General features: G+C 61.6%; 13 protein-coding genes. 4 read left to right on the top strand and 9 right to left on the bottom strand.

Annotated features, from left to right (window positions below):
- Positions 1 to 93 precede the first annotated feature (93 nt).
- The gene (gene dnaE, locus ACD590_RS07210) at positions 94 to 3,591 is read left to right on the top strand and encodes a DNA polymerase III subunit alpha (RefSeq protein ID WP_283186420.1); all 3,498 of its coding nucleotides are present in this window, start codon (positions 94 to 96) and stop codon (positions 3,589 to 3,591) included.
- A 236-nt stretch (positions 3,592 to 3,827) separates the two neighbouring features.
- Here the strand turns inward: dnaE and ACD590_RS07215 are convergent, their stop codons facing one another.
- Complete coding sequence (locus tag ACD590_RS07215) at positions 3,828 to 5,087, bottom strand: L,D-transpeptidase family protein (RefSeq protein ID WP_018241610.1); 1,260 nt, start codon at positions 5,085 to 5,087, stop codon at positions 3,828 to 3,830.
- A gap of 191 nt (positions 5,088 to 5,278) precedes the next feature.
- Positions 5,279 to 6,571 carry a DNA polymerase IV gene (locus ACD590_RS07220; protein WP_028733671.1) on the bottom strand — a complete coding sequence of 431 codons (1,293 nt, stop codon included), beginning with the start codon at positions 6,569 to 6,571 and terminating at the stop codon, positions 5,279 to 5,281.
- A 76-nt stretch (positions 6,572 to 6,647) separates the two neighbouring features.
- Here ACD590_RS07220 and ACD590_RS07225 point away from each other — a divergent pair, with 76 nt between their 5' ends.
- Positions 6,648 to 7,235: a GNAT family N-acetyltransferase gene (locus ACD590_RS07225; RefSeq protein WP_439002358.1), complete on the top strand. Its 588-nt coding sequence runs from the start codon at positions 6,648 to 6,650 to the stop codon at positions 7,233 to 7,235.
- Here the strand turns inward: ACD590_RS07225 and ACD590_RS07230 are convergent.
- Both ACD590_RS07230 and ACD590_RS07235 read right to left on the bottom strand, forming a co-directional pair.
- Complete coding sequence (locus ACD590_RS07230) at positions 7,210 to 7,884, bottom strand: hypothetical protein (RefSeq protein ID WP_439002359.1); 675 nt, start codon at positions 7,882 to 7,884, stop codon at positions 7,210 to 7,212. The genes ACD590_RS07225 and ACD590_RS07230 overlap by 26 nt on opposite strands.
- Positions 7,885 to 7,886: 2 nt before the next feature.
- Positions 7,887 to 8,195: a DUF3572 domain-containing protein gene (locus ACD590_RS07235; RefSeq protein ID WP_018241613.1), complete on the bottom strand. Its 309-nt coding sequence runs from the start codon at positions 8,193 to 8,195 to the stop codon at positions 7,887 to 7,889.
- A 133-nt stretch (positions 8,196 to 8,328) separates the two neighbouring features.
- Between ACD590_RS07235 and ACD590_RS07240 the strand changes: the two genes are divergently transcribed.
- Both ACD590_RS07240 and ACD590_RS07245 read left to right on the top strand, forming a co-directional pair.
- Complete coding sequence (locus tag ACD590_RS07240) at positions 8,329 to 8,700, top strand: response regulator (RefSeq protein WP_003547430.1); 372 nt, start codon at positions 8,329 to 8,331, stop codon at positions 8,698 to 8,700.
- Between the two features lie 18 nt (positions 8,701 to 8,718).
- Complete coding sequence (locus ACD590_RS07245) at positions 8,719 to 10,092, top strand: PleD family two-component system response regulator (RefSeq protein ID WP_439002360.1); 1,374 nt, start codon at positions 8,719 to 8,721, stop codon at positions 10,090 to 10,092.
- A 747-nt stretch (positions 10,093 to 10,839) separates the two neighbouring features.
- Here ACD590_RS07245 and rpmG read toward each other — a convergent pair.
- The 5 genes from rpmG to topA form a co-directional block, all read right to left on the bottom strand.
- A complete protein-coding gene (gene rpmG, locus ACD590_RS07250) occupies positions 10,840 to 11,007 on the bottom strand; it encodes a 50S ribosomal protein L33 (protein ID WP_003547442.1) in 168 nt (55 codons plus the stop codon).
- Positions 11,008 to 11,099: 92 nt separating this feature from the next.
- Positions 11,100 to 12,284: an MFS transporter gene (locus ACD590_RS07255; RefSeq protein WP_018241615.1), complete on the bottom strand. Its 1,185-nt coding sequence runs from the start codon at positions 12,282 to 12,284 to the stop codon at positions 11,100 to 11,102.
- A gap of 255 nt (positions 12,285 to 12,539) precedes the next feature.
- Positions 12,540 to 12,992 (bottom strand): DUF983 domain-containing protein, encoded by a 453-nt coding sequence (locus ACD590_RS07260; RefSeq protein ID WP_439002361.1) that lies wholly within the window; start codon positions 12,990 to 12,992, stop codon positions 12,540 to 12,542.
- Positions 12,993 to 13,110: 118 nt separating this feature from the next.
- Positions 13,111 to 15,483 carry a ribonuclease R gene (rnr, locus tag ACD590_RS07265; RefSeq protein ID WP_439002362.1) on the bottom strand — a complete coding sequence of 791 codons (2,373 nt, stop codon included), beginning with the start codon at positions 15,481 to 15,483 and terminating at the stop codon, positions 13,111 to 13,113.
- A gap of 1 nt (position 15,484) precedes the next feature.
- Positions 15,485 to 18,139, bottom strand: a complete 2,655-nt coding sequence (gene topA / locus ACD590_RS07270) for a type I DNA topoisomerase (protein ID WP_439002363.1) — start codon at positions 18,137 to 18,139, stop codon at positions 15,485 to 15,487.
- Positions 18,140 to 18,213 lie beyond the last annotated feature (74 nt).

Raw genomic sequence — 18,213 nt, forward strand, 5'->3', positions numbered from 1 at the left:
TCATGCGGTCCGGATGCGGGACTTCTTCTGGACATCATCGCCCTCTATGCCGACAATGCGTCCGATTCATTCGGGTGATTGGGAAGGCATGTCATGGCGGATACGGCAAAGGGTTCAACGGGTGAGGCGACCGGCGGCACGCCGGGCTTCATCCACCTGAGGGTCCATTCCGCCTATTCGCTCCTCGAGGGCGCACTGCCGCTGAAGAAGATTCTCTACAAGGCGACCGGCGACAGCCAGCCGGCAATTGCGATTACCGACACCAACAATCTGTTCGTCGCCCTCGAATTCTCCCAGAAGGCGATGGAGGACGGCCTGCAGCCGATCATCGGCTGTCAGGTCTCGATCGACATGGAAGACGGGTTGGAAACGGAAAAGCGCGGTGGCCAGCAGGCCCTGGTCAAGCTGCCGGCGATCGTTCTTCTCGCTGCGACGGATGCCGGTTACGAAAGGCTGGTCGATCTCGTCAGCCGCGCCTATCTCGGCGGCGAGAGCAATCAGGCCGTTCATATCAGCGCCTCCTGGCTGGAGGAGGCAGGCACGGAAGGGCTGATCGCATTGACCGGCGCCCTGACCGGGCCGGTCGACGTGGCGATCAAGGAAGGCCATCCCGCTCAGGCGGAAGCCCGGCTGCTGACGCTGAAGCGTCTCTTCGGCGACAGGCTCTATGTCGAGCTGCAGCGGCACGGCACTTACGACAAGCGGCACGAACAGAAGATTGTCGGGCTCGCCTATGCCCACGACCTGCCGCTGGTCGCGACCAACGAGGCGTTCTTTCCGACACGCGACGATTACGACGCCCATGATGCGCTGATGGCGGTCGCGCACAACGCCATCGTCTCCGACGACAGCCGCTTCCGGTTGACGCCGGATCATTATCTGAAGAGCCGGGCCGAGATGGCCAAGCTCTTCGCCGACCTGCCGGAAGCGCTGGAAAATACGATCGAGATCGCGAAGCGCTGCTCCTTCGTGCTGAAGACGCGAAAGCCGATCCTGCCGCGCTTCACCGGTGCGACCGACGATGCCGAGGAGGCCGAGCGCGCCGAGGCGAGCGAGCTGCGCCGCCAGGCGGTCGAAGGGCTGGACATGCGGCTTTCGACGCTCGGCATGTCGCCGGGTTACGAGGAGAAGGATTATCGCGAGCGGCTGGAATTCGAGCTCAGCGTCATCGAGCGCATGCGTTTCCCCGGTTACTTCCTGATCGTTGCCGACTTCATCAAATGGGCCAAGCAGCATGACATTCCGGTCGGTCCCGGCCGCGGGTCGGGCGCCGGTTCGCTGGTCGCCTATGCATTGACGATCACCGACGTCGATCCACTGCGTTTTTCGCTGCTGTTCGAGCGCTTCCTCAATCCGGAACGCGTCTCGATGCCCGACTTCGACATCGACTTCTGCCAGGATCGCCGCGAAGAGGTGATCCGCTACGTCCAGGCCAAGTATGGCCGCGAGCAGGTGGCGCAGATCATCACCTTCGGTTCGCTGCAGGCGCGCGCCGCCCTTCGCGACGTCGGCCGCGTGCTGGAAATGCCCTATGGCCAGGTCGACAAGATCTGCAAACTCGTGCCGAACAATCCCGCCAATCCGACGCCGTTGTCCAAGGCGATCGAGGAAGAGCCGAAGCTGCAGGAGGAGGCGGCGAAAGAACCTGTTGTCGCGCGGCTGCTCGACATCGCCCAGAAGATCGAGGGGCTTTACCGCCATGCCTCGACCCATGCCGCCGGCATCGTCATCGGCGACCGGCCGCTTTCCAAGCTGGTGCCGATGTATCGCGATCCGCGCTCGGACATGCCGGTCACCCAATTCAATATGAAATGGGTGGAGCAGGCTGGCCTCGTCAAGTTCGACTTCCTCGGCCTGAAGACGCTGACGGTGCTGAAGGTTGCGGTCGATTTCGTCGCCAAGCTCGGCGTCAAGGTCGATCTCGCAGCCATTCCTCTCGACGACAAGAAGACCTACGAGATGCTGTCGCGCGGCGAGACGGTCGGCGTGTTCCAGGTGGAAAGTGCCGGCATGCGCAAGGCGCTGATCGGCATGAAGCCGGACTGCATTGAGGACATCATCGCGCTCGTGGCGCTTTACCGTCCCGGCCCGATGGAGAACATCCCGACCTACAATGCCCGCAAGCACGGCGACGAAGAGCTGGAATCGATCCATCCGATGATCGACCACCTGCTCAAGGAAACCCAGGGCGTCATCGTCTATCAGGAACAGGTGATGCAGATCGCCCAGGTGCTGTCCGGCTATTCGCTGGGCGAAGCCGACCTTCTGCGTCGCGCCATGGGTAAGAAGATCAAGGCCGAGATGGACCAGCAGCGCGAACGCTTTGTCGTTGGCGCCGTCAAGAATGGCGTATCGAAGCCGCAGGCCGACAATATCTTCGAACTGCTGGCGAAGTTCGCCAATTACGGCTTCAACAAGTCGCATGCCGCCGCCTATGCCATCGTCTCCTACCAGACGGCCTACATGAAGGCGCATTATCCGGTCGAATTCCTCGCCGCCTCGATGACGCTCGACATGTCCAACACGGAAAAGGTCAATGATTTCCGCCAGGATGCCAAGCGCCTCGGCATCGAGGTGATCGCGCCCTCGGTGCAGACTTCCTTCCGCCATTTCGAGACCGGCAACAACCGCATCTATTACGCGCTCGCCGCCCTCAAGGGCGTCGGCGAATCCGCCGTCGACCATATCGTCGAGGTGCGTGGCGACAAGCCCTTTGCCAGCATCGAGGATTTCTGCCTGCGCATCGATCCGCGTCAGGTCAATCGCCGCGTGCTCGAAAGCCTGATCTATGCCGGCGCCTTCGATTGTTTCGACATGGACCGCGCCCAGCTAGCAGCCGGCCTCGACCGCATTCTCGGTTATGCCCAGCGCGCCCAGGAGAACAAGCTGAGCGGTCAGTCGGACATATTCGGCAGTACGCTGACGTCGGGGCCTGAGAAGATCTCCCTGCCGCCGTTCTCGCCCTGGCTCCCCTCCGAGCGGCTGCTCAAGGAATTCCAGGTGCTGGGCTTCTATCTCACAGCCCACCCGCTCGATTCCTACAACAATATCCTGCAAAAGATGCGGGTGCAGACCTTTGCCGAATTTTCCGCCGCCATCAAACAGGGCGCGGCCAATGCGCGCCTGGCCGGCACCGTCATCTCGAAGCAGGAGCGCAAGACCCGCACCGGCAACAAGATGGGCATCATCGTCTTCTCCGATTCTTCGGGACAGTTCGAAGCGGTGCTGTTTTCGGAAATGCTGAACCAGTATCGCGACGTGTTGGAGTCAGGAAAATCCTTCGTGCTGACCGCGACGGGCGAGGAGCGGCCGGAGGGCATCGGCCTGCGCATCCAGACGATCCAGTCGCTGGAGGAAAAGTCGCTGCAGATGCAGAAGGCGCTGCGCGTCTATGTCCGCGATTCCGGACCGCTGAGAATGGTTGCCGGCCATTTGAACGCCAAGGGCGACGGCCTCGTTTCCTTCATTGTCATCAAGGAGGAGGGCAAACGCGAGGTGGAAGTGGCGCTGCCGGAGAAATACCGCATCACGCCGGAGATCGCCGCCGCCCTTCGTGCGGCCCCCGGCGTCGTCGACGTCGAGCTTGTCTGATCAGCCTAAAGCGCGCCGCGACAATCCGGATTCATGCGACGCGCTTTAAGTCTTTGATTTGTGCATGTTTTTATCCCGAAACCGCTGCTCACTTTTGGGCGACACGCATCAGAGCATGATGCCGAAAAGTGTGAGCGGTTTTCGGGCGACATCATGCTCTAACTATTTAGTGTTGAACAGGATTCAGATTTTAGGCCGACCCGGCTTAAAATCATCCTGTTCTAGCGTGATGGCCATCACCCGCGGGTTATTGTGATGAAATCCGTGCCTTCGCCGGTCTCCCGGCCGAGGCCGGTATCGGAGATTGTCAGCGTCGAGCCGGGCGCGATGAGGGCGTCGATCTTGCGGCGGGTCTCATCGGGGATGGTAATCCGGCTGAGCGAACGGGCGATCGGCTTGCCTGTAATGATCGAGCTTTCCTGATTGGTAATGCCGAGCCGCTTCATCGTCTCGCGAGACAGATTGTTCTCGAGCGTGATGCCGAGCCAGTCGGCCGTGCCGGCCCTTTCATCGACTGCATGCAGCGTGAAGAAATGTGTGCCGAGCGCCAGTCCCGGATCGGTGATCGTCACCGGCGCTTCGAAGATCGGCTTGAAGGCCTGCCGCACCATGATGACGCCGTTCGGCGGCTCGCCCTTGCCAGCCGCGGCATAGACTTCTCTGAGGAGCGTGTCGGAGACCAGGCTTTTGTCGGCGGCAAATTCCGCCGGCCGCAGCGTCTTGAAAGCCTTGATCGCCTGCACGGTCGACGGACCGAGCAAGCCGTCCGGATTGCCGGCGGAAAAACCGAGCTGGTTGAGCAGGGTCTGGATGTCGATCACCGTCTCGCGCAGCGTTCGGCGCGTAATCAGCATGCTGATCGGCTCGGACGGCGGCTCGGGTTCGGGCGCCGCAATCGGCTGCGCTGCCGGCATCGGCATTGCAGCGGTATCGTTCATCGCCACCTGCACCGGCTTCTCGGGGCTGTCGGGCATGGAGGGCCGCAGTTCGACGTCCGAAAGCAGTGGCATCGCCGCCGGGGCATCCGGATGGAAAAGGGTCGGATGGTCGATCGGCTGCGGCACCAGTTCACCGTCGCTGATAATGACGGGGACACCGGGATCGGTCATCCCATAGAGCATTTTTGCGAAGGCGCCGGGCATGCGCACGCAGCCATGCGAGGCCGGATAACGCGGCACGGAATTGGATTCGTGCAGGGCGATGCCGGACCAGGTCAGCCTTTGCATGAACGGCATCGGGGCCGCCGAATAGAGATTGGATTCGTGGTATTTCTGCTTTTCCAGCACCGAGAAGATGCCGCTCGGCGTCGTGTGGCCGTCCTTGCCGGTCGAGACCTTCGAGGTCGCGACGACCTCGGTGCCGTCATAGACCGCAAGCGACTGCTTGTCCTTCGAGACGAAGATCTGCAGCGTGCGCGCAGCATCCGCGGCAAGAGCAGGGTGCACGAGTGCGGTGGCCGACAGCAAGCCGAGGCCGAAGACGAGACGCGAGAACATGATACCCAACCATACGCAATACTTGCCCGGCACATTATGGGACGAAGTTTAAGGAAGATTTTATAGGCCGCCTGGCTGGCAGGCCTCACGCGTTAGAGCGCCGCGCGTCTTTTCCGACGCGCTAAGGACGCTCTATCACTTTGAATCTGCGCATAACCCCGAAAATCGATGCAGATTTTCGGGATTATGCGCTAGTGATCGCGCTTGCTGTTGCCGAACGTATAGCCGGTCTCGACCGTCCGCTTGCCGAACTTGTCGCGCAGCTTGTCCATCGCCGCTTCGGCCGCCGCTCGCCGGCCCGATTGCTGGTCGATCAGATCGGGCGGATCGGCGCGGGCGGCATCGCCGAGATCGGTGACGCCGATGCCGATCAGGCGGAACTTCGTACCGTCAGTCTCTTTTTCGAGAAGCTCGAGCCCGGTGCGGAAGATCTTGTCGGCAAGCTGGGTCGGGTCTTCGAGCCTGCGGTTGCGGGTGCGCGATTTGAAATCGGCGCTCTTCATCTTCAGAACCACGGTCTGGCCGGCAATGCCGTTTTTTTTCAGCCGCCAGGAGACCTTTTCGGAGAGGTTGCGCAGGATCGGCACCAGATCGTCATAACGTGAGATATCGTCGAAGAAAGTCGTCTCGGACGAGACGCTCTTGGCCGCATCGTTGAGATGCACTTCGCGGTCGTCTATGCCGCGCGACAGCCGGGCGAGCCGCTGACCGATGCTGCCGTAGCGGCGCATCAGGTCGTTCTCCTCCATCTGCTGCAATTGGCTGATGGTACGGATGCCGTCCGCCTCCAGCGTCGCCGCAAAGGCCTTGCCGACGCCCCAGATCGTGGTGACGGGACGCGGTGCCAGGAACTCGACCGCTTCCTCGCGGCCGATGACCGAAAAGCCGCGCGGCTTCTGCAGGTCGGAGGCGACCTTGGCGAGGAATTTGCAGTAGGAAAGCCCGACCGAAACGGTGATGCCGATCTCCCTTTCGATGCGACGAGCGAATTTGGCCAGCGTACGCGCCGGGGGATCGTGATGCAGCCTCTCGGTACCGCCGAGCTCCAGGAAGGCCTCGTCGATCGATAGCGGCTGCACCAGCGGCGTCAGATCCTGCATCATTGCGCGCACCTGGCGCCCGACACGGACATATTTCTCCATGTCGGGGCGGATGACGATCGCCTCAGGGCATGCCTCCAGCGCCTTGAACATCGGCATGGCCGAACGCACGCCGTGGATACGGGCGATATAGCAGGCAGTGGAAACCACACCACGTTTGCCGCCGCCGATGATGACAGGCTTGTCGGCAAGCTCCGGATTGTCGCGTTTCTCCACTGCTGCGTAGAAGGCGTCGCAATCGATATGTGCGAGCGTCAATGCGTAGAGTTCGCGATGGCGCACGAGACGGGGGCTGCCACAGGAAACGCAGCGGCGCGCCTCGCCCTTCTGCTCGGCAAGGCAGTCGCGACAGAAGCCGGGTGTCTTGTCAGGCGCGGGCGTCATGATGAGAACAAAGATTGAACGCCGGGACATTACGCCTTAAGCTTCCGAGTCTCAAGAGAGGGCGGGAGCTTTGCCTTTGGATAACGATCTTCGTTTCGAGCCGGTAACGCCAGAACGCTGGGACGATTTCGAAATCGTGTTCGGGCCGCAGGGTGCCTTCTATAATTGCTGGTGCGTGGCGCTGCGCCTGCCGCATGCGATAAGGACTGAGATGGCGGCCGACGAACGCAAGGCGCATATGCGGGGACGGATCAAGGCGGGTCCGCCGCCTGGCATCCTCTGTTATGCCGAGGGCGCGCCGGTCGCCTGGGTGCAGGTCGGGCCGCGCCACGACGTGCCGCAGTTCAATTCGCCGCGCACCGTCTCGCGGCCGCTGGAAGAGGGAGATGCGCAGGATCCATCTATCTGGGCCGTCAGTTGCTTCTTCCTGCTGCCCAAACTGCGCGGCAAGGGAATGAGCCACCGCCTGCTCTGCTGCGCGATCGACCATGCGCGGCGCCAGGGAGCACGGCTGCTCGAAGCCTGTCCGATCGATCATGTGAAGCAGTCGAAATCAGTGACGCTCTGCATCGGCTCGACGGCGATCTTCGATGCGGCCGGTTTCGAGACGGTAGCGCGGCGCAAGGACGGTCGTCCGCTCATGCGGCTGGAACTGCGCGCGTGAACGTGCCGGAAACAAAATGCGCCTCGATGAGCTCGGCCGCGTGCGTCCAGTTGGTGGCGCGGGTAATGTCGTCGGCCGCCGCTGGCGCGAAACGATGGACGGGCGAGTTCGGCATCAGATGAATCAGCAGGCAATCGGCGACGTGTTCCCTAACGGAATGCAGATTGCGCGCCATATCATCAATGAAGACGACGGGAAGGGAGCGGCTGGCATGCAATGCGTGAACGATCGGCCCTTTGGGCTGTTCGGTGGCAAGCAGCGGAAAGAGCAGGCCCATCCTGTCCAGCAGCCGACGGCGCTGGTCCTGGAACCGCGGCTGCATGGCTGTCAGGAAAAGGATGTCGGCCTCTTCCGAAAGTCGGTCGAGCGTTTCGACCACGCGGTCGAGCGGCGTCTGCCACAGCTCTTGGGCCTCGAAGAATTCCTCGATCAGCCGGCTGACCTCATGATCTTCGATCTCCACGCCGTCGGCTTGCGAGACGATGTTGCCATGAAGCCGGAACGATCGCGGCAGAAACGTGTGGCCCCGGCTCTGAAGGAAAAGCTGGAAGGGACCGATGAACTGCAACACGACGTCGTCGACGTCACAGACGATCAACGGCCGCTTGCCGAGGCGGATGTGCGAGATATCGAATTCTTCGGAGGCCACGATCAGTATTCTCCGGAATCGAGGCCCGGCGAAGAGAAATGCTGCCAGGCGCCGGTCACCGTCTCCGGGCTTATGCCGCTCGCCGCGCAGAAGGCCATGGCTGTCGGTTCGTGGTTCATCAGAAAATCCATCAGGCCGGCGAGGAATCCGGGATCGTTGACGGCGTTGCGCACCTGGCCGGGCGCCACACCGGTCAGGGCGAGAAAGCGGCCGAACATTTCGGGATCATCGGCAAGCCAGCCGAGCACGGCGATCGCCGTCTCGTGCGGGTCGGCAGCCTGTTGTTTCGAAGTCTTGAAGTTGCTTTGCATTTCGCTGGGTAAGTTACCTTTTCTTCAACCAAATACCGGTAGCGTGCGCTATCGGTTTCACGGAGCTATTTGTCCGCATGTGCCTTTGTCATGGGACGAACCGCTGCGCGAACGGACGTAGGGACAGCTTGTCATGCCCAAACAGGTGATGATTGTAGAAGATAACGAGCTCAACATGAAGCTCTTTCGCGACCTCATCGAGGCGTCCGGCTATACGACGATCCAGACCAGAAACGGCATGGAGGCGCTCGATCTGGCGCGCAAGCATCGTCCCGACCTCATCCTGATGGATATTCAGCTTCCCGAGGTCTCCGGCCTCGAAGTTACGAAATGGCTGAAGGAAGACGACGAGCTGCACGTGATTCCCGTCATCGCCGTTACGGCTTTCGCGATGAAGGGGGACGAAGAGCGGATCCGCCAAGGCGGCTGCGAGGCCTATGTTTCAAAGCCGATCTCGGTTCCGAAATTCATTGAGACGATCAAGACCTATCTGGGCGATGCCTGACGCATCGGAAAGACGCTTATGACTGCGCGAATACTGGTGGTTGACGATATTCCGGCCAACGTGAAGCTGCTCGAAGCGCGGCTGCTTGCGGAGTATTTCGACGTGATGACCGCAGCGGACGGCTACACGGCACTGGCGATCTGCGAGCGCAATCAGGTCGATCTCATTCTGCTCGACATCATGATGCCCGGCATAGACGGTTTCGAGGTCTGCGAGCGGCTGAAGGCCAGCCAGAAGACCGCCCATATTCCAGTCGTCATGGTCACCGCGCTCGACCAGCCGACCGATCGCGTACGCGGCCTGAAGGCCGGCGCTGACGATTTTCTCACCAAGCCGGTCAACGATCTGCAGCTGATCTCCCGGGTGAAGAGCCTGCTGCGGCTGAAGACGTTGAGCGATGAGCTGCGCATCCGCGCCGACACCGCCCATACGATGGGCATCGACGACCTCACGCGGGCAGGCGAGGGCCGCGCCGACGAGACCGCTCAGGTCTTGCTCGTCGACGGCCGCGCCAATTCGCAGGAGCGCATCATCAAGGCGCTAAAGCCCGTCGCCGACGTGCTTGCCCTCTCCGATCCGCAGGCCGCCCTCTTCGAGGCGGCCGAAAGCGCCTTCGATCTCGTCATCGTCAATGCCAACTTCGACGATTACGATCCGCTTCGCCTCTGCTCGCAGCTGCGTTCGCTGGAGCGCACGCGCTTTCTGCCGGTCCTGATCATCACCGAGCAGGGCGCTGACGACATGGTCGTGCGCGCGCTCGATCTCGGCGTCAACGACTACATCATCCGCCCGGTCGATCCCAACGAACTGGTCGCCCGCAGCCTGACGCAGATCCGCCGCAAGCGCTACAACGACCGGCTGCGCGCCAGCGTCAAGCAGACGATCGAGCTTGCCGTGACCGATCCGCTGACCGGCCTTTATAACCGGCGCTATCTCGACAATCACCTGAACGTGCTTTTCAACCGTTCTATGGCGCGGGGCCGGCCGCTTTCGGTGCTGATCACCGATATCGACCGCTTCAAGCATGTGAACGACACCTACGGCCATGACGGCGGCGATGAGGTGCTGCGGGAATTCGCAAATCGCGTCCGTTCGACCATCCGCGGTGCCGATCTCGCCTGCCGCTACGGTGGAGAGGAATTCGTTGTCGTGATGCCCGACACCTCGCCGGAAATTGCCGCCGCCGTCGCCGAGCGCCTGCGTGCGGCGATCGAAAACGCTCCCTTCATGCTGAAACACGCCGGAAAAGCGCTGAATGTCACTGCTTCCTTCGGCATCGCCTCGCGCATTACGTCGGTGCTGACACCGGACCAGCTGATGAAACAGGCGGATCTGGCCCTTTACGAGGCCAAAAATACCGGCCGCAACCGTGTGGTCGCCGCAGCCGCCTGACGAATCACTTGCCGCCATATGCGCCATTTGCGGGTTTTCCACTGCGGTAAGCGAATTGTTACCGATTTTTAATCTTCGCCTGTGCACTGCGGGGCGAAAAAATTGCAGCTCAATAGCCCAAAAATGGACTCGCCGCGTTGCCGCGGATGTGGTGCCGCGCGATAGTCTTGAGAGCGTCAGGCCGTAGCTCAAAATGAAATGAAGACTATAAAAAATGCCTGCCGCCGACAGGGTCAAATAGATTGCGGCGGCGTCACCTCACGTAAGGGGAGGGGTGGCGTAAGTTATTAAGTTATATTGTCGAATTTCTTGGAAAGAGCAGGCGCTACGCTTTGATCCAAAGCAGAGACGGCAAATCTTTGTATGTCCCAAATCTGGACTTTTAACCATAGAATCAAGATGAGAAAATTCATCATTAAGAATTTGTTGATTTTCTTTCATTTTTGCGCAAATTATCGGCTCATAAGAGAAGCGCTCCCGTTGAGGAGTTGTCGATACCCCATGATGCTCAGGTCCGCCGCATCTCCTGGGTCGTGGGGTCGGTCGGCTAGTAGGCAAGTTATAGCGGTTCCTCGTGCCGTTTTGCATGCTGGCCGACCCCCTTTCAAGAAAACGCCGCCACTTCCCGACGATGGAAGGGCGGCGTTTTGTCTGTTTGCGCTATCATCTTGAAAACCACAAAGCCGGACAATAAAAAACGCGCAACCCGGAGGCGCGCGCTTTTGTGAAATCCGTCAGGCCAAGTGATTACTTGATCTTGGTTTCCTTGAACTCGACATGCTTCTTTGCAACCGGGTCGTACTTCGTCTTCGTCATCTTGTCCGTCATCGTGCGGCTGTTCTTCGTGGTGACGTAGAAGAAACCAGTGTCGGCTGTCGACAGCAGCTTGATCTTGATTGTTGTAGCCTTGGCCATGGTCGTCCTGCCTTTAAGAAAATGAAAGCCGTGGAAGCCGGATGGGCTCCACGGCAAATCCTGGCGCGAAACTACGAATCCCGCCCGAAAAGTCAAGCCCGTTTTCGAATGAACATCAGTCTGATGCCGGAAAGTAGGGCGTAAAGACCGAAGAAAGCGGCAATCGCCCAGGCAAACCCGTTATTTCCAGCGACATCGATCGCCGCACCGATCGCCTGCGGCCCGGCCACGGTTCCCATCGCATAACAGAAGACAAAGGCAGCATTGGCAGCCGCAAGATCGGAGCCCGTCAGCCGCGAGCCGAGATGGCTGAGGCCGACCGTATAGAGGCCTGAGACGCAGCCGCCCCAGAAAAGCAGGAGCCCGGCCATCAGAAGCCAGTTGTCGAGCAGTAGCGGCAACATCATCGAGCCGATGAAGCCCATCAGCGCCATGCCGGCCAGAAGCGGCCGCTTGTCGGCGATGCGGTCGGAAAGCAGGCCGAGCGGGATCTGAAAGATGACGTTGCCGACGCCCATCATGGTGAGCAGCAGCGCGGCCTGCGATTCGGTGAAATGGGCGCGCACGGCAAAGATCGGGAAAAGCGACAGCCCGCCGGCCTCCACCGCGCCGAAGATGAAGACCGCCGCCGTCGCCGTCGGCACCAGGAAAACGTAGCGCATGAAATGCAGCTCCGGTTTTTCCTCGAGCACCGGGCTCTCGTCGCGGGCGATGAAGATCGGGATGGCCGCAAGCAGGATGGCGGCGGCGCCGATCAGGAATGGGAAGATGCCGTCGCTGCCGAGGACCGAAAAGAGCAGAGGTCCGGCCGCAAAGCCAAGGGAAAGCACCGTCGCATAGATGCCGAGCACGAAACCGCGCTTGGAAGGCGGCGAAGCGGCGTTGATCCAGAATTCGGAGAGGATGAACAGCGTCGTCGTCGCGCCATGGAAGGCGAAGCGCAGCGGAAACCACATCCAGAAATCCTGGGCGTAATAGAAACCGAGCGCGCTCAGCGCCGAAATCAGCACGGCCCAGAGCATTGTCGGCGCAACGCCGTATTTATGGGCGAGTTTGGTGGTGATCGGTGCGGCGGCCATCGCCGCGACCCCGGCCATCGCCGTGTTGAGCCCGATCAGGGTGGACGAGATGCCGCGTTTTTCGAGGATGATGCTGAGAAGCGGGAGACCGAGGCCGATTGCTATGCCAACGGCAGATATGGACGAGATGGCTGCCACCAGAGAAGGCCAATGGATTTCTTCGACATCGCCCGGTGTGCCGGTTCTCGGCTGAGACATTTATCCATCCTTAGAAAGCTGCGCGAACGAAACGGCCGATTCCCGTCAGATAGATAGACACAGACGTGCCAAATCCAGGTGACGGATGCCGCTTCGCAGTATTTCCGATGTGAGTGACCATCTGCGGAATGTAAAGCCCGTTGGGGCAAGAAATGCTTACCATGTCAGGTCTTGAGGATCTTCGGCTCTCGCATTCGGGTGGTGGTCGGTGGAGGGCTGGCACTACACGTTAAATATGTCTGGAAGGTGAAGGCGCTAATTCGGCCGGCCGGGGATGTCATAATCGTCCGGACCGTCACTCTCGCCACCGAAGCCGTGCATGCGCAGCGCCCATTGCAGACCGATGACCCCGCCCTTGATCGGCTGAATCGAGGTAAGCGCGGTGATGACGGTGATCGGCGCCCAGATGGCGATATGCACCCAGACCGGCAGCACGAAAGTCATGTCGGTCAGCATATAGCCGCCGACCACGACGTGGCCGAGGACGAGGATGACGATATAAGGCGGCAGGTCGTCCGCGCGTTGGTGATGCATCGCCTCGCCGCAGGCCGCGCAATGATCGATCGGTTTCAGGAAGGCACGAAAGAGCTTGCCGTTGCCGCAGGCCGGGCACCGGTTCATCAGCCCGCGCATGATGGAGCGCCCAAGCGGACGCTCGACCTCGGGCGCATCCCCGTAGCGGGCAACCGGATCGGTCGGTGTGCTCATCGCATGTTCCTCTTTCAGCCGAAAGCATCGGATTCGTCTTGTGAACCACGTCCAACGCCGGCGATCTTCGTTGTTGCAGCGTTTTGCCGAAAACCAGCGTCCGCTTTCGGCGCGATGCTTAGTGGCGTCCGCGTGGCGGCCTTGTTCCAGGTTTCTTGCGGACCTGGCCTCTGTCGCGGCGGCCCGCCTTGTGGAAGGAGCGCACCGCTGCAGGCATCTCGCGGCCCTCGCTGATCATCTCGAAACGCAGCGCGCCGGCAAGCGGGATCGCTTCGGCAAGCTTCACGGTAACGCTATCGCCCAGGCGATAACCGAGCCCTGTTCGTTCACCCGAGAGTGCCTGATGCGCCTCGTCATAGATGAAATAATCGGTGCCGAGCGTAGATATAGGGACGAAACCATCGGCGCCATAGTCTGGCAGGGCGACAAAAAGCCCCGATTTCGTCACGCCCGAGACCCGTCCGGCAAACTCCTCGCCGACGCGGCCGCTGAGGTGATGCGCGATCAGCCGGTCTACGGTCTCGCGCTCGGCTGCCATCGCCCGACGCTCGAAGGTCGAGATTTCGGCGGCGATATCGTCGAGCGCCGCCTCTTCGTCGGGTGTGATGCCGCCTTCGCCGAAACCGAGCGAGCCGACAAGCGCGCGGTGCACGATGAGATCGGCATAGCGGCGTATCGGCGAGGTGAAGTGGGCGTATTTCATCAAATTGAGGCCGAAATGGCCGATATTCTCAGGGCCGTAGATCGCCTGGCTCTGCGAACGCAGCACCATCTCGTTGACCATGGTCTGGTGCGGCGTGCCGTCCGCCTTCGCCAGGATGCCGTTGAAGTTGTTGGCGCGCATGTTGCCGCCCTTGGCAAGCGAGATGCCGAGCGTGGCCAGGAACTCACGCAGGATCTCCTGCTTGGCAAGCGTCGGGCCGTCATGAATGCGATAGATCAGCGGCTGCCGCTTCTTTTCCAGCGTCTCGGCGGCGCAGACATTCGCCTGGATCATCATCTCTTCGATCAGCTTGTGCGCGTCGAGCCGTGGCGGCACGACGACCCGGTCGACCGTACCGTCGGGCTTCAGCAGGATCTTGCGCTCCGGCATGTCGAGTTCGAGCGGCTGGCGCCGGTCGCGTCCGCGCTTCATCACCTCATAGGCGTGCCAGAGCGGCTTCAGGATTGGCTCGAGCATCGGTCCGGTCTGATCGTCCGGTTTGCCGTCGATCGCTGCCTGGGCCTGCTGGTAGGACAGCTTGGCCGCGCTCTTCATCATGATGCGATGGAAAGTGTGGCCGATCTTGCGGCCTTCGCCGGAAAAGCTCATGCGCACGGCGAGCGCCGGACGGTCGACGCCTTCCTTCAGCGAGCAGAGATCGTTGGAGATGCGCTCCGGCAGCATCGGCACGACGCGATCCGGGAAATAGACCGAGTTGCCGCGCTTCAGCGCCTCGCGGTCGAGCGGTGAATTGGGGCGGACATACCAGGAGACGTCGGCAATCGCGACAGTGACGATGACGCCGCCGGGATTGTCGGGCGAGGGGTCGAGCTCGGCATAGACGGCGTCGTCATGGTCCTTGGCATCGGCCGGGTCGATGGTGATCAGCGGCACGTCGCGCCAATCCTCGCGATGCGACATGCTGGCCGGTTTTGCGGCGTCCGCCTCAGCGATGACGGCCGGCGGGAAGACATGCGGGATGCCGTGCGCATGAATCGCGATCATCGAGATCGCCTTTTCCGAACCGACGGAACCGACGACGGAGAGAACCTTGGCGCGCGGAAGGCCGAAACGGCCGAGACGGGCGATTTCGACTTCGACCAGATCGCCGTCCGTGGCGCCGCCGGTGAAGTCGGGATCGATCACCATCTCCTCGCCGCGCCGTTCGATCGGCAGCAGACGGCCGCCGCCGCCCGGTGCCGTGCGGAAAACGCCCATCGAGGCGCCGTGGCGCCTGTCGATCACCTTGATGATCCGCGCCGTATAGGCTGGCCCGCCGCGATCGACGGCCGGGAAGATCTTCGCCAGGATGCGGTCGCCGAGCCCGGCGACGGGCGCCTTGCCCTTGCCCTGGCGGCCTGCGGGCGATTGCTGGCGGATGCTGACGGCGGGTGCTACGCCTTGGTCTTCCGGCCATTCCGCCGGCCGGCCGATCAGATCGCCATCCTTGTCGCGCGTGGTGATATCGAGAACCGTGACGGGCGGCAGCGCACCGGGACGGATCAGCGACTTGCGGTTCTTCTGCAGCATGCCTTCCTGCTCGAGCTCCTGCAGCATGTGCTTGAGTTCGACACGGTTGTCGCCCTTCAGGCCGAAAGCCTTGGCGAGTTCGCGTTTGGACGCTTTCTGCGGGTGATCGGCGATGAAGCGCAGGATCACCTCGCGCGAAGGCAGCGCGCCATGGACGATGTTCAGCGGCTCGACGGCGGGGGCATCCTTGCCGGCGCGGCCGATCTTGCCCGGACGCTTGCCCGCAGGGTTCGTTCTATCGCGCGGTATCCTGCTCACGTCAGCTCTTTTTCGATTTCGCGGGCGCTTTCGCCTTCGTTGCCTTCGGCTTGGCGGCCGTCTTGGTGGCCTTGGCGTCGGCGGCTGCCGCCTTCGACTTGGCTTTCGCCTTGGCCGCCTTGCCCACAGGTGCCTTGCCGGCCTTTTCGGCGATCAGCGCAAGCGCCTCCTCGACGGTGATCGCCTGGGGGTCCTTGCCCTTCGGCAGTGTGGCGTTGACCTTGCCCCAGTTGACATAGGGGCCGTACTTGCCGTCGCGAACGGTGATGGCGCCGCCATCAGGATGATCGCCGAGCGTCTTCAGTGCCGCCGGCGTGCCGCGCGCGCCCCGGCCCGGGGCCTGTTTCGCCTTTTCGGCGATAACAGTCACGGCGCGGTTGAGGCCGACCGAGAACACGTCCTCGACGGTTTCGAGATTGGCGTAGGAACCGTCATGGAGGAGGAACGGCCCATAGCGGCCGATGCCGGACGAGATCATCTTGCCGGATTCTGGATGTTTGCCGATATCGCGCGGCAGCGAGATCAGCGCCATCGCCTTTTCATAATCGATGTCTTCGGGCTTCCAACCCTTCGGCAGCGAAGCGCGTTTGGCTTCCTTGCCGTCGCCGCGCTGGATATAGGGGCCGAAGCGGCCGGAACGCAGCGTCAGCTCCTCGCCGGTGGTCGGATCGGTGCCGAGGTTCTTCGGCTCGTTAAGTGCTGCGCCGTCCGCTTCTCCGCCGTTTTCGGAGGAGAGCTGACGGGTGTAGTTGCATTCCGGATAGTTCGAGCAGCCGACGAAGGCGCCGTATTTGCCGAGTTTCAGCGACAGGTTGCCGGTGCCGCAGACCTGACAGATTCTGGGATCGCTGCCGTCCTCCCGTTTCGGGAAGACGAGTGGTGCCAGCGCCTCGTTCAGAGAATCGAGCACGTTGGTGACGCGCAGTTCCTTGGTGTCCTCGATCTGGGCGAAGAAATCCTTCCAGAAATCGCGCAGCACCTGCTTCCAGTTCAGCTCGCCGGCCGAAATCCGGTCGAGCTTTTCCTCGAGGTCGGCGGTGAAGTCGTATTCGACATATTTGGTGAAGAAGCTTTCGAGGAAAGCCGTCACCAGCCGGCCCTTGGCCTGCGGGATCAGCTTGCGTTTGTCGATGGTCACATAGTCGCGGTCGCGCAGCGTCGCGAGGGTCGCAGCATAGGTGGAGGGGCGGCCGATGCCGAGCTCTTCCATCTTCTTGATGAGCGAGGCTTCCGAATAACGCGGCGGCGGCTCGGTGAAATGCTGGGTCGAATTGATCTTCTGCTTGGCGAGCGTTTCGCGCGCAATGATCTCCGGCAGGCGGCCATCCTCGTCGCCGTCGTCGCTCTGCTCGCCATCCTCCTTCTGGTCGGTATAGGCGGCGATGAAGCCATCGAAGCGGATCACGGAGCCGACGGCGCGAAGCCCGGCCTTCTCACCCTTGTTGTCGGCGGTGATTTCAGCCGTCGTGCGCTCGATCTCGGCAGACGCCATCTGGCTGGCGATACCGCGCTTCCAGATCAGCTCGTAGAGCCGGATCTGGTCGGCATCGAGGAATTTGCGCACACGGTCGGGCGAACGATAGAAATCGGTCGGACGGATCGCCTCGTGCGCCTCCTGGGCGTTTTTCGCCTTGGTCGAGTAGAAGCGCGGCTTTTCCGGCATATAGCGTTCGCCGAACTGGTCAACGATGGCGCTGCGCGCCGCATCGATCGCCTCGGGTGCCATCTGAACGCCGTCGGTTCGCATGTAGGTGATGAGACCGACCGTCTCGCCGCCGATATCGACGCCCTCATAGAGCCTCTGGGCAATCTGCATGGTGCGCGAGGCGGAGAAGCCGAGATTGGAGGAGGCGGCCTGCTGCAGCGTCGAGGTCGTAAACGGCGGTCCGGGGTTGCGCTTGACCGGCTTCGCCTCGACCGTGTCGACGACATAGCTCGCACCTTCGAGCAAGGCCTTCAGCCGGCCGGCATCTTCGCCGTTGCCGATTGCGCGCGGCTGCAGCCGTTTACCGTTCGCCGAAACCAGCCTTGCCTCGAACTCGTCGCCGCGCGGCGTCTTCAGAAGCGCCGAGATGTTCCAGTACTCCTCGGAAATGAAGCGCTCGATCTCGGATTCGCGGTCGCAGACCAGGCGAAGCGCCACAGACTGAACGCGGCCGGCCGACCGCGCACCGGGCAGCTTGCGCCAGAGCACTGGCGAAAGATTGAAGCCGACGAGATAATCGAGCGCGCGGCGCGCGAGATAGGCGTCGACCAGCGGCACGTCGATGTCGCGCGGATCGGCCATCGCGTCGAGCACCGCCTTCTTGGTGATCGCATTGAAGACGACGCGCTTGACCGGCTTGCCGTTCAGCACGCGCTTCTTGTTCAGCATGTCGAGAACGTGCCAGGAAATCGCTTCGCCTTCGCGATCCGGGTCGGTTGCGAGAAACAGGCCATCGGCGGATTTCACCGCGTCGGCAATGTCCTTCATCCGCTTGGCGGAGGCGCTGTCGACCTCCCAAAGCATTTCGAAATCCTGATCGGGGAGGACTGAGCCATCCTTGGCAGGCAGATCGCGCACATGACCGAAGGAGGCGAGCACTTTGTATCCCGGACCCAGATACTTATTGATCGTCTTGGCCTTGGCAGGCGATTCCACCACTACAACATTCATGATGATTCTCTAAAAAGGAAGCGACGCCAGCGTTGAAACCAGCGCAACACATACCGCAACTTGGATATCGGCCC

This window comes from Rhizobium sp. 862_C5_N1_2 (assembly GCF_051811205.1).
Lineage (GTDB): Bacteria > Pseudomonadota > Alphaproteobacteria > Rhizobiales > Rhizobiaceae > Rhizobium > Rhizobium leguminosarum.

Excerpts from the sequence above, each read along its gene's own strand:
- dnaE (WP_283186420.1), top strand. The coding sequence starts at position 94 with ATGGCGGATACGGCAAAGGGTTCAACGGGTGAGGCGACCGGCGGCACG.
- ACD590_RS07215 (WP_018241610.1), bottom strand. The coding sequence starts at position 5,087 with ATGTTCTCGCGTCTCGTCTTCGGCCTCGGCTTGCTGTCGGCCACCGCA.
- ACD590_RS07220 (WP_028733671.1), bottom strand. The coding sequence starts at position 6,571 with ATGACGCCCGCGCCTGACAAGACACCCGGCTTCTGTCGCGACTGCCTT.
- ACD590_RS07235 (WP_018241613.1), bottom strand. The coding sequence starts at position 8,195 with ATGCAAAGCAACTTCAAGACTTCGAAACAACAGGCTGCCGACCCGCAC.
- ACD590_RS07240 (WP_003547430.1), top strand. The coding sequence starts at position 8,329 with ATGCCCAAACAGGTGATGATTGTAGAAGATAACGAGCTCAACATGAAG.
- ACD590_RS07245 (WP_439002360.1), top strand. The coding sequence starts at position 8,719 with ATGACTGCGCGAATACTGGTGGTTGACGATATTCCGGCCAACGTGAAG.
- rpmG (WP_003547442.1), bottom strand. The coding sequence starts at position 11,007 with ATGGCCAAGGCTACAACAATCAAGATCAAGCTGCTGTCGACAGCCGAC.
- ACD590_RS07255 (WP_018241615.1), bottom strand. The coding sequence starts at position 12,284 with ATGTCTCAGCCGAGAACCGGCACACCGGGCGATGTCGAAGAAATCCAT.
- ACD590_RS07260 (WP_439002361.1), bottom strand. The coding sequence starts at position 12,992 with ATGAGCACACCGACCGATCCGGTTGCCCGCTACGGGGATGCGCCCGAG.
- topA (WP_439002363.1), bottom strand. The coding sequence starts at position 18,139 with ATGAATGTTGTAGTGGTGGAATCGCCTGCCAAGGCCAAGACGATCAAT.